This window comes from Saccharothrix sabaoui, from assembly GCF_051756985.1.
Lineage (GTDB): Bacteria > Actinomycetota > Actinomycetes > Mycobacteriales > Pseudonocardiaceae > Actinosynnema.
The window spans coordinates 30,986-41,315 of the sequence record NZ_JBPKJK010000077.1 but is presented as its reverse complement, the minus strand read 5'-3'; the positions used below and the strand labels follow the sequence as shown (position 1 = coordinate 41,315).

At 71.5% G+C, this 10,330-nt stretch carries 9 protein-coding genes and 3 pseudogenes; 7 read left to right on the top strand and 5 right to left on the bottom strand.

The window, feature by feature from the left end:
- Positions 1-122 precede the first annotated feature (122 nt).
- The 3 genes from ACR807_RS23490 to ACR807_RS23480 form a co-directional block, all read right to left on the bottom strand.
- Positions 123-1,217: a sensor histidine kinase gene (locus tag ACR807_RS23490; RefSeq protein WP_438923544.1), complete on the bottom strand. Its 1,095-nt coding sequence runs from the start codon at positions 1,215-1,217 to the stop codon at positions 123-125.
- An 11-nt stretch (positions 1,218-1,228) separates the two neighbouring features.
- A complete protein-coding gene (locus ACR807_RS23485) occupies positions 1,229-1,882 on the bottom strand; it encodes a response regulator transcription factor (RefSeq protein WP_438923543.1) in 654 nt (217 codons plus the stop codon).
- Positions 1,883-1,993: 111 nt separating this feature from the next.
- Positions 1,994-3,637, bottom strand: a complete 1,644-nt coding sequence (locus tag ACR807_RS23480; RefSeq protein WP_438923542.1) for an alpha/beta hydrolase — start codon at positions 3,635-3,637, stop codon at positions 1,994-1,996.
- 354 nt (positions 3,638-3,991) lie between these two features.
- On the opposite strand from ACR807_RS23480, the gene ACR807_RS23475 reads away from it, so the two are divergent.
- The 3 genes and pseudogenes from ACR807_RS23475 to ACR807_RS23465 all read left to right on the top strand — a co-directional run.
- Complete coding sequence (locus tag ACR807_RS23475) at positions 3,992-5,068, top strand: peptidoglycan recognition protein family protein (protein WP_438923541.1); 1,077 nt, start codon at positions 3,992-3,994, stop codon at positions 5,066-5,068.
- A 98-nt stretch (positions 5,069-5,166) separates the two neighbouring features.
- Positions 5,167-5,538, top strand: coding sequence for a transposase family protein (locus ACR807_RS23470; RefSeq protein WP_438923540.1), 372 nt, complete (start codon positions 5,167-5,169; stop codon positions 5,536-5,538).
- Positions 5,498-5,701 (top strand): annotated as a pseudogene (locus ACR807_RS23465) (transposase); the annotation flags it as partial. The gene ACR807_RS23470 and the pseudogene ACR807_RS23465, both read left to right, overlap by 41 nt.
- A 339-nt stretch (positions 5,702-6,040) precedes the next feature.
- On the opposite strand, the pseudogene ACR807_RS23460 reads toward ACR807_RS23465, so the two are convergent.
- Both ACR807_RS23460 and ACR807_RS23455 read right to left on the bottom strand, forming a co-directional pair.
- Positions 6,041-6,160, bottom strand: a pseudogene (locus ACR807_RS23460) (IS3 family transposase); the annotation flags it as partial.
- Positions 6,161-6,443: 283 nt separating this feature from the next.
- The gene (locus ACR807_RS23455; protein WP_438923539.1) at positions 6,444-7,430 is read right to left on the bottom strand and encodes a zinc-binding dehydrogenase; all 987 of its coding nucleotides are present in this window, start codon (positions 7,428-7,430) and stop codon (positions 6,444-6,446) included.
- A 92-nt stretch (positions 7,431-7,522) separates the two neighbouring features.
- Between ACR807_RS23455 and ACR807_RS23450 the strand changes: the two genes are divergently transcribed.
- The 4 genes and pseudogenes from ACR807_RS23450 to ACR807_RS23435 all read left to right on the top strand — a co-directional run bounded on the left by ACR807_RS23450 (position 7,523) and on the right by ACR807_RS23435 (position 10,104).
- Positions 7,523-8,488, top strand: coding sequence for a helix-turn-helix transcriptional regulator (locus tag ACR807_RS23450; RefSeq protein ID WP_438923538.1), 966 nt, complete (start codon positions 7,523-7,525; stop codon positions 8,486-8,488).
- A gap of 79 nt (positions 8,489-8,567) precedes the next feature.
- Positions 8,568-8,696 (top strand): annotated as a pseudogene (locus ACR807_RS23445) (IS630 family transposase); the annotation flags it as partial.
- Positions 8,697-8,747: 51 nt separating this feature from the next.
- Positions 8,748-9,002 (top strand): integrase core domain-containing protein, encoded by a 255-nt coding sequence (locus ACR807_RS23440; protein WP_438923547.1) that lies wholly within the window; start codon positions 8,748-8,750, stop codon positions 9,000-9,002.
- Positions 9,003-9,180: 178 nt separating this feature from the next.
- On the top strand, positions 9,181-10,104 hold the full coding sequence (locus ACR807_RS23435; protein ID WP_438923537.1) for an AraC family transcriptional regulator: 924 nt from the start codon (positions 9,181-9,183) through the stop codon (positions 10,102-10,104).
- The last annotated feature ends 226 nt before the right edge of the window (positions 10,105-10,330 follow it).

Genomic DNA, 10,330 nt, shown 5'->3' with positions numbered 1-10,330 from the left:
CGCCGCTCGCACCGGTCGCCGCGACCCCGGTCGCGGCGCAGGTAGACCCGGACAAGACGGTCCTCACCTCACTGCGCGACATCCTCCCGATCCCCGACGGGGCGCACCCCGTCGCTCCCCGGTCACGAGCCGGTCGGTAGCACGACCTCGATCCGCAGGCCACCGCCGGGGCGGGAAGTGGCGGTGACCACGCCGTCGTGCGCCCGCGCGATCGAGTCCACGATGGACAGGCCGAGACCGGCGCCGGTGCCGGTGGTGTGGAACGGTTCGAACAGCCGGGGGAGCTGGTCCTCGGGGAGGTGGCGGCCGGTGTTGGCCACGCTGAGTCGGCCGTGGTCGTCGGTGCGCACCCACGCGGTGCCGCCGGGCGCGTTGTGGCGGATGGCGTTGGCCACCAGGTTGGCGGTGAGCTGGACGAGCAGGACGCGGTCGCCCAATACGGCGGCGTCCGTCGCCTCGACGTCGAGTTCGACCCGGTGTTCCGCGGCGAGGTCGCGGTGCTGGTCGACGACCTCGGTGACGACCTCGCGCAGGTCCACCGGTTCCCGGTGCTCCAGGCCGCGGTCGCTGCGTGCCAGGAGCAGCAGGCCGTCGATGATGCGCTCGATGCGGCGGTTGGTGGTCAGCAGGTGGTCCCGGGTCCTGACCACGTCGGGGTCCGGGTTGTCGTCGAGGCCGATCTGGAGCGCCGCGCGTTGCAGCGCGAGCGGGGTGCGCAGCTCGTGGGAGGCGTGGGCGACGAAGCGGCGCTGGCTCCGGAAAGCGGATTCGAGGCGGTCGAGCATCCTGTCGATGGTGTCGGCGAGCTCGATCAGCTCGTCGCGCGGTCCGCCGAGGGAGAGCCGTTCGTGCAGGGTGCCGGCCGAGAGCCGCCGGGCGGTGGCGGTGATGGTGTGCAGCGGGCGGAGCACGCGGCCGGACAGCCACCAGCCGCCCAGCAGCGACAGCGCGGCGATGCCGAGCAGGCACAGGGCCGACACGACGAACAGCGTGTCGAGGGCGGTCGTGCTGGCGACCTCGACGACCTGGTCGCTGTCGCGCGAGTAGACCTGGATACCCTCGACCGGTGCGGCGGGGGTGCCCCGGACCGCTTGTGCCAGCTGCGGTTCGAGCTGCTGGTCCATGACCAGGTACACGGCGGTGAGCAGCAGGGCGCCGCTGACCAGGATGAGGCCGCCGTAGAGCAGGGTGAGCTTGACCCGGATGGTGATCCGCACGTCGTCGTCCCTCAGAGGCGGTAGCCGGCGCCGGGCACGGTCTCGATCACCGGTGGGTCGCCCAGCTTGGCGCGCAGCTTGGACATCGCCACGCGCACCGCGTTGGTGAACGGGTCGGCGTGCTCGTCCCAGGCGAGTTCGAGCAGCCGCTCCGGGCTGAGCACGGCTCCCTGCGCGCGCAGCAGCACGGCCAGCACGGTGAACTCCTTGGGCGAGAGGTCCACGGGGCGGCCGTCGCGGGTGACGGTCCGGTCGGCGACGTCGAGCCGCACGCCCCTGCGTTCCAGGACCGGCGGCAGCGCAGGTTGGCTGCGTCGGCACAGCGCGTGGACCCGCGCCACCAGTTCCGGGTACTCGAAGGGCTTGACCAGGTAGTCGTCCGCGCCCAGTTGCAGACCGTCCACCCGGTCCTCCAGCGAACCGGCGGCGGTGAGCATCAGGACCTTCGTGCGCCCGCCCCGCGCGACCAGGGCGGCGCACACCTCGTCGCCGTGCCTGCCCGGCAGGTCGCGGTCGAGCACGAGGACGTCGTAGTCGTGGTAGGTCAGCCGTTCGTCGGCGGCCAACCCGTCGTGCACCACGTCCACCACCAACCCGTGCTTGCGCAGACCCATCGCCACCAGGCCTGCCAACTCCACCTCGTCCTCGGCCAGCAACACGCGCATCGGTCCAGGATAGGCAGTGGGGTGTTTCCACCGCGTTTCCGCTGCCGGAGCCGACGCCGCGAGCCGACGCCGCCCGCTCCCCGGGGCGGTCCGCGGAGCGGGCGGCGTCCGTCAGGGCCGCAGTGGCCCGTACGCGTCGAGCACCGTGCGGATGCGGTCCGCCAGGGGGTCGGCGGCCGGGGCGCGCGGGGCCGCGGCGGTGGCGTCGCCGTCGGCCGGGACGTCGGGCCTGGGGCGGCCGGCGCACGTCGTTCCCCTCGCCGGCACGGTGCCGCGGACGAGGTAGGCATCGACCAGCGCCGTCACGCACGCGTTGCGGCTGTACAGGCCGTGACCGCCTTCGTCGGTCACGGTGACCAGGCGGTCGTCCAGCTCCGCGGCCATCGCCACCCCGCCCTCGTACGGCGTGATCGGATCCGCCTCGGCCTGCACGACGAGGCCGCGCGGGTAACCGCGGCGCTTGAGGTCGACCAGCTTCTCCGGCGGAGTGAACGACCGGAACGTGCAGTTGCTCGGAGCCGCGGCCATCGCGCCCGCCGTGTACGGGTACTTCTCGCGGAAGATCCGCATCTGCTCGTAGTAGACGTTCAGGTCGGTCGGCCAGTCGGCCTCGCAGGTGACCGCCTGGTAGCTCCCCGGTCGCAGGACGGTCTCCGAGTGATCGACCAGCAGCGCCAGCGCCTCGGCGGCCTCCGGTGTCACGGGCGCGCCGTCGGCCAGCGAATCGAGCAGCCGCACCAGCTCCGCCATCTCGGTCCACAGCGGGCGGTAGGTGGCGCTGGTGCCGATGATGATGTCGAAGACGGTGCCGTCGATGGGCTCGATACCCGGCGGGTCGTCCGGCAGGTGGACCGGGTTCTCCTGGAGTCGACCGCGCAGGGCGTCGAACCGCCGCAGGACCTCCTCCGGGGTCTTCCCGAGCCCGAAGGTCCCGTCACGCTCGGCGGCCCAGGCCGCCAACGCCTCGACGTTGCGGGTCGCGCCGACGGCCTGCTGCTTGGTCGCCTCGTAGTAGAGCCAGTCGGGGTGCATCGAGGAGTCCAGCACGCTGCGGTCCAGCCGGTGCGGGAACAGGCTGCCGTAGACCGCCCCGAGGTAGGTGCCGTAGGAGAACCCCAGGTAGCTGATCTTCCGCTCGCCCAGTGCCGCCCGCAGCACGTCCATGTCCCGGGCGGTGTTCGCCGTGCTGATGTGCTCGCGCACCTCCCCGCCGGCCGCCGCGCACCCCTGCTCCAGCCTGCGGGCGTCCTCGGTGATGGCGGCGAACAGCTCGTCCGGCGGGCGGCTGTCCTCCGTGACGGCGGTCGGCGTGTCGCACGACAATTCGCCGGAGTACACGACACCCCGCGGCGAGAAGCCGATCAGGTCGTAGACGTCCGCGATCGCCTGGTCCTCGAACGTCTTGGGCATCGTCACGCCCTCCTGGCCGGGCCCGCCGGGGTTGAGCAGCAGCACCCCCCGGCGCTCGGCGGGCTTCGACGCCTTGCGGCGCGTCACCGTGATCTCCATCGTTCCGCCGCGGGGACTGCGGTAGTCCACCGGCACGGTGATCTCGCCGCAGTCGATCCCCGTGAACAGCGCGTCCCACTGCTCCTGCGTGTAGTAGGGGGGTGGCGCCAGGTCGCACGCCTGCCACCGCACGTGCTGGTGGCCGACCCCCGCTGTCCGGGTGTCCCCTTCCGCCGCCGCGGTGACGGGCGTGACGACCGCCCCGACCGCCCCGACCGCCACCACCGCGGCTGCCACCACCTGCATCGAACTTCGTCGTCCCAACGTCAACACCTCTCGTGGTCACTCGATCACCGACCGTGCGAACGTTAGGGACGAGGACGTTTCCGCGGCATAACCGCGGACCGAACGCGGTGCGGACGGGTGCGACATCCCGGCGGGATGCGTCGTGCCGTAGCGGCACCGTCGTTTCCCGGTGGTTTCCGCGTGTTCCGGAGTCGTGTTCGGTGCCCGAAGGGGCCGCGTTCCGGCGGTCCCGGGCGATCGGCGTTGATCGGAGGACGTGCGGCCGTGTAATCCAGGAGTCGGTCCGTCCACCGAGGACGGACCAGCGGCGGGACCGGATTGCCCCCGCACAACGGGAAGCAGTGGAGGAACGACATGACTTCGATCTCACGCCGTTCGGTGTTCAAAGGAGCGCTCGGCGCGGCGGCGGTGACCCTGGCGGCAGGACCGGCGATCGCGACCGCGCAGCCGGGGAAGGTCCTGCCGGAAACCCTCGACCGCACGAGGTCGCTCGCCGCGGGCCGCCACCGCGCCGCCACCGGCGGGGTGGCACCCACCCACCTGAGCGTCAGTTCGGCGAACAGCAGGTTCCGGGTGCGCACCGCGTCGGGGTGGGGGGAGTGGCGCTCGATCGCGAGCTGCCCCAGCGGCCGCAGCGAGGCGTCGAGGACCGCGTTCGTCCGCGTTCCGGAGGGTGCGCTGGAGTACGAACTCGACATGACCGAGGCCGGATCGGTCTCGGAGCTCAACACCGTCGCGGGGCGTGCCCTGGGCCGACTGGCGCCTTGGTCCGCGGGGACGTCGCTGCGCGGCCGGCGGTTCCACGGGACCTACCTGTCGCGAGCCGCGTGGGGCGCGAACGAGTCGCTGCGCTTCGCCGAGGACGGCTCCGAGCGCTACCCGCTCGCCTACTTCCCGGTGCAGACGTTGACCGTGCACCACACGGCGCTCCAGGTCGGCCCGGACCCGGCCGCCGACGTGCGGGCGATCTACCACGACCACACCATCACCCAGGAGTTCGGCGACATCGGCTACCACCTGCTGATCGACCCGGCCGGTCGGGTGTACGAAGGGCGGCACTCGGGTGTCGACGGTGTTCCGGTGTTCGGTCCCGACCTGCCGAACGGCGTGCCGCAGATGTCCAACGCCGCCCACGTCGGCGGGTTCAACGCGGGCAACGTCGGCGTGTGCCTGCTCGGCGACTTCACTTCCGGCGAGCCGACCCGGGCCGCTGGTGACGCCTTGGTCAAGGTGCTGGCGCTGCTGTCGATGGCCTGCGGCCTGGACCCGCTGGGGCGGACCGACTACGTCAACCCGGTCAACGGTGCCACGGCGACCGTGGACACCATCTCCGGCCACCGCGACTGGCTGGCCACCGAGTGCCCCGGCAACGCCTTCCACCCCCACCTGCCGGAGGTCCGCGCCCGCGTGGCAGGCCTGCTGAACCGGTGAGATCGGGACTGTTGCGAGATCGGCTCTGGCACACTTCCTCCGGTGGTGACGCGGTGGGCCCGGGCCGTGGCGGGCGTCGAGGGTTGTCATGATCGTTCATGGCTCAAGCGGTGATGCTGGTCGGTGCGGTGCTCTCAGGGCTTTCGGCGCTGTCGGTCGAGGATGTCGAGGACGTCGGCGATGTGATCGTGGTGCGGACGTCGACCAGGGGCGATGAGGTGCCGTGTCCTTCGTGCGGGACGCCGACATCCCGGGTTCATGCCCTCCGCGAGCGGATTCCCGCGAATGTGCCGGTCGATGGCCGTCGGGTGCTGGTGAGGTTGCGGATACGTCGGATGCGTTGCCCTGTCACCGGGTACGTGCGTCGGACGTTCCGGGAGCAGGTACCGGGCCTGATCGGGCGGTACCGGCGACGCACCGTCCGGCTCGATGAGCAGGTGCGCGGTGCCTCGGGTATTGGGGATCGATGATTTCGCCCTGCGTCGGTGTCACGACTACGTCACCGTGGTGATCGACGCCGAGACCGGTGCCTGGATCGACGTGCCGCCCGGACGCGGCGCCGGTGTGGTGGCCGGGTGGTTGCGGGCGCGTCCGGGGGTCGAGGTGGTGTGCCGGGACGGCTCCACCGCCTACGCGCAGGCCGTGCGCGACGCGCTGCCGCACGCGGTCCAGGTCGCCGACCGGTGGTATCTGTGGCACGGCCTGTGCGACGCCGCGGGCAGGGAGGTCGCGGCCCACAGCGCGTGCCGGGCCTCGGCCACGGGACTGCGCCGGGGAAAGCTCGCCGAGACCACCCTCGATCGGCGGCGGCAGATCCATGCCCTGCGCGAGGCCGGGGTCGGGCTGCCGGACTGCTCGCGCCGCCTGGGATTGGCGATGAACACGGTCAAGCGCTACGCCCGCGCGGCCACACCGGAGCGCATCCAGCGGGTCCCGAAGTACCGGGCGGGCATGGTCGACCCGTTCTGTCCCGGTGACCGGCCGGGCACGCCATCGGTAGTACGGCTGTCGAGCGATGTCGAGTACCCGGCACGTCACCGAGACGGGGGTCCCGTCGGCGGCGAGCTCGTTCACGAGCGGGTAGAGCCTTTTCCCGGGTCATCGGGTGGACCCCGAAGTCCTTGGCGATCCGTTCGACGGTCACGCCGGGCTCACGGTCACGGGCGACCCGCACGACATCGTCGCGGAACTCCCGGGGGCAGGGCTTGGGCACAGCGACATCCTCCCAGCTCACCATCACGGCAAGCCAACTCAGATGTCACCAATCCGTGCAGCAGACCCGAAGTCGTCGGCCCGGGTGAGGTGCTGAGTGCTGCGCAACAGGGTCGATCGCACGACTCGCTGATCCCCCAGCAGGGTGGTGAGCCCGGCGTGCTCACGCCAAACGCACCGAGACGTTGCCGCGGTAGGCGCCCTGGAGCAAGGCCAGGAACGCCTGTGGCACGTCGGTGATCGAGCCCTCGACCACAGTCTGCGGGTAAACGAATCGTCCCTGGTCCAGCCAGGCGCTGAAGTGCTTCTGCCAGGCCGAGACCTGCTCTGGCGTGTGGTGGCAGGAGAACGGCGACAGCACGACGCCCCTGGCTCCCGCTTCGGTGCGGTCCGGTTGCGGGAACCGCTCGGCGGCGTCGCCGAGCTGGCTGGACAGCGAGCCGCACAGCGCGAACCGCGCGCCCGGCCGTGCCGCCTGGAGCGCGGCGTCGTACTGCGCGCCGCCGACGACGTCGAAGAACACGCTGATGCCCTCGGGTGCCAGTTCCTCCAGCCGCGCGGCGGGATCGTCGTGGTAGTCGAACGCGGCGTCGAAGCCCAGGTCGTTGACCAGGTAGTCGACCTTCGCCGCGGTGCCCGCGCTGCCGATCACCCGCGCGGCGCCGAGCTGCTTGGCGATCTGGCCGGCCAGCGAACCGACACCGCCCGCCGCGCCGGACACGAACACGACATCTCCCGTGCCCACCTCCGCGATGTCGGCCATGCCGTAGAAGGCGGTCGGGCCCTGACCGAGGTGGAAGCCGGGATTGGGGAACGCGTCGCGGTCGAGTTTGACGTAGGACCGGGCGGGACCGACGGAGTACTCGCTCCAGCCCGTCATCGACTGGACCAGGTCGCCCACTTGGAGCTCGTCGCCGGCTGAGCGGACGACGGTGCCGATCGCGGCCACGCCCACCCGCTGACCCGGCTGCCACGCCGGCACGGGGAGGTGGCAGTCGGCGCGCATCAGCTCCAGGTAGGTGGCGGCCAGCCCCACCTGCTCCGTGCGCACCAGCACCTCGCCGTCGATGTCCGCCTCGGCGACGGTGAAGTGCTCCAGGCCGGGAACGCCGGTGACGTGGCTGGTCAACTGGATCTCGCGGGTGATCATCGTTCTCCCCATCGGTCGATTCGGCTTTCGGGAAGAACGCTAGACGGGCTTCCGGTCACTTCTTGTCCTGAAGTCCTGGCAAGCTGGAAGCCATGGCGAACACCAGCTCCCGCGCCCTGCGATTGCTGTCGCTCTTGCAGACCCACCGGCACTGGGCAGGACCTGAACTGGCCGACCGGCTCGACGTTTCCGAGCGCACCCTGCGCCGCGACATCGACCGGCTGCGCGACCTGGGGTACCCCGTCCAAGCCTCCCGGGGCACCGACGGCGGGTACCAGCTGGCGCCGGGCGCCGTCCTGCCGCCGCTGGTACTGGACGACGAGGAGGCGGTCGCGCTCGCGGTCGGCATGGGCGATGCCGCGCAGAGCGGGATCGGCGGCATCGGGGAAGCCGCAGTCAGGGCGCTCACCAAGGTCGTGCAGGTCCTGCCACCCGGGCTGCGCGCACGAGTGGACGCGTTGCGCGCCATGACCGTCTCGCCGGCCTCGGCCGGACCAATCGTCGCGGCCGGCATCCTCACCGCAGTCGCCCGGGCATGCCGGGACGAGGAACGTCTCCGGTTCGGTTACGCGGCACGAGGTGCCGCGCCGACCGAACGCGATGTCGAGCCGCACCGGCTGGTCGCGCAGGGCGGACACTGGTACCTGGTCGCCTACGACCTGACCCGGCACGACTGGCGCAGCTTCCGCCTGGACCGGCTGACCGACCCCTACCCGACCGGGGCACGGTTCCTGCCGCGCAAGCTGCCGGCAGAGGACGCGGCGGCCTTCGTGCACACCAGCGTCGGCGCTCCCGCTGCCCACACGGTCCGGGTCCTGGTCCACGCACCCGAGGCGCGAGTACGGCAGGTGGTCGGCCAGTGGGGGACGGTCGAGCCCGCGGGGGAGGACCGCTGCCACCTCACCATGATCTCGGCCAGTCTGGACTGGCCGACACAGGCGCTGGGCAACGTCGGCGCAGACTTCGAGGTGCTCGGGCCACCTGAGTTCACCGCGCACCTGCTCGAATGGGGCACCCGGTTCGTGCGGGCCGGCGGGCCGACCGCAGGGGGAACATGACGGAGTTCTCGGCCGGGAACCGGTCTACGACTCGGACAGCCGCCCACCCGCCCTCTCATCGGCATTGCGAAGGTTGAATTCGTGCGCCGCGGAGCCGCGGGTGGGTGTGCGGCAGGTGGAGAAGTGGCGCCGGTCCTGGCGTGAGGGTGGTCTGGACGCGTTGCGGTCGGCGGGGCCGATACTGGCGGAACGCCTCTCCCCGGTTGAATCCACCCAGTACGGAGCCAAATCCTCCGCCGACGCCTGCCGCGCCGCCGGGGTGACCCGGTCCACGGGCGCGGTGGGCAGCTCAACTGACAACGCCGCCGCCGAAAGCCTCAACGCCTCCTTCGAACGCGAAACCCTCCAAGGTGCCCGGAATTGGGACAGCGCAAGGGAAGCACGCCTGGCGGTGTTCGGCTGGGCGCACCGCTGCAACACCCGACGCCGCCACTCCCACCTCGGCCGGACATCCCCGATCGACCACGAGAACAGCCTCACTTCGACACCGGTTACGTTGCCCCCCGCCGCATAACCCCGTGTCCAACATCCGGGGTGAAGTCCCGCCCGGGGACCGCAGGCCGGCTGCCTCGTCGACCGGAAAGCCCACGGTGGGGAAGATCCCGGTCGTGATGGTCCTGCGGGGTTCAGCCCGTCTCCGCTGAACCCCGCCCCTGTCGCTCCCCGGGTTCATGGGGCTGTGTGCTGCTTCAATGACGACCATGCCCCTCGACGAGTTGCGTGCCTTGCTGACCCGGCATGCTCGCCCCGATCTGAGCACGGACATCGATGCCGTGCGCATCTTCCGCGCCGATCGGCCCAGCCCGCCAACGCCGACCACCTACGGCAAGGTGCTGGCCCTCGTCGCCCAGGGCACCAAGCGGTTCGCGCTGGGCAACCGCCTGTACGAGTACCGCGCCGGGGACTACGTCATCGCCTCGGTCGACCTACCGGTGACCGCGCAGTTCATCCGAGCCAGCCCGGGGGAGCCCGCGCTCGGCTTCGGCCTGGACCTGCGGCCGTCCGCCGTCGCCGAGGTGCTGCTGGCCGCGGACGCCGGGGAACTGCCGGGACCCCCGGCCGGTGCGCCGGCCGGGCTGGCGGTCAGCACCGCCTCCGCCGAGCTGCTCGATGCCGTCGTCCGTCTTCTGCGGCTGCTCGACCAGCCCCGGGACATCCCCGTGCTCGCGCCCATGATCAAGCGGGAGATCATCTGGCGGCTGCTCACCGGTGAGCAGCGCAACGTCCTGCGGCAGTTCGGCCTGCCCGACAGCAATCTCAGCCACATCGCCAGGGCCGTCCAGTGGATCCGCGACAACCACGCGCTGACCTTCCGCGTCGAGGAGGTGGCGCAGAGGGCGGGCATGAGCGTCTCCGCGTTCCACCGCAACTTCCAGGCCGTCACCTCGATGAGCCCCATCCAGTACCAGAAGCAGATCCGCCTGCAGCAGGCCAGGCTGCTGCTCGCCGCGAATCCCGGCGACATCGCCGGGATCAGCCGTCAGGTCGGCTACGAGAGCCCTGCCCAGTTCAGCCGCGAGTACCGCCGGCAGTTCGGGGACCCGCCGCGCCGGGACGCGGTCCGCCTGGGCGCGAACGTCCGAACCGGCACATCCGGCACTTCTCGCGACGGTTGACCAGAACTCGCGACTTCTTGCTCGATCCTGCCCGAGTCCTCCGCTGACGGACCCTGCCGCGGGGGACTCGCTATAGCCTCCCCGGGCAGAGGCACCTGAAGACGGTCCGCGGCCGGCTGGTGACCGGCAGGCAACGACGGGCGCGTGAGGTGATGAGGGGCCGGTGCGCCTCCGGACGTCCTCTTGGTCTACGACGCCGCGCTGCTGCTCGTCGGGTCGAACGGGT

Bases quoted from the DNA above. Each gene is read 5' to 3' on its own strand.
- ACR807_RS23485 (WP_438923543.1), bottom strand. From the start codon at position 1,882: ATGCGCGTGTTGCTGGCCGAGGACGAGGTGGAGTTGGCAGGCCTGGTG.
- ACR807_RS23480 (WP_438923542.1), bottom strand. From the start codon at position 3,637: ATGCAGGTGGTGGCAGCCGCGGTGGTGGCGGTCGGGGCGGTCGGGGCG.
- ACR807_RS23475 (WP_438923541.1), top strand. From the start codon at position 3,992: ATGACTTCGATCTCACGCCGTTCGGTGTTCAAAGGAGCGCTCGGCGCG.
- ACR807_RS23470 (WP_438923540.1), top strand. From the start codon at position 5,167: ATGGCTCAAGCGGTGATGCTGGTCGGTGCGGTGCTCTCAGGGCTTTCG.
- ACR807_RS23455 (WP_438923539.1), bottom strand. From the start codon at position 7,430: ATGATCACCCGCGAGATCCAGTTGACCAGCCACGTCACCGGCGTTCCC.
- ACR807_RS23450 (WP_438923538.1), top strand. From the start codon at position 7,523: ATGGCGAACACCAGCTCCCGCGCCCTGCGATTGCTGTCGCTCTTGCAG.
- ACR807_RS23435 (WP_438923537.1), top strand. From the start codon at position 9,181: ATGACGACCATGCCCCTCGACGAGTTGCGTGCCTTGCTGACCCGGCAT.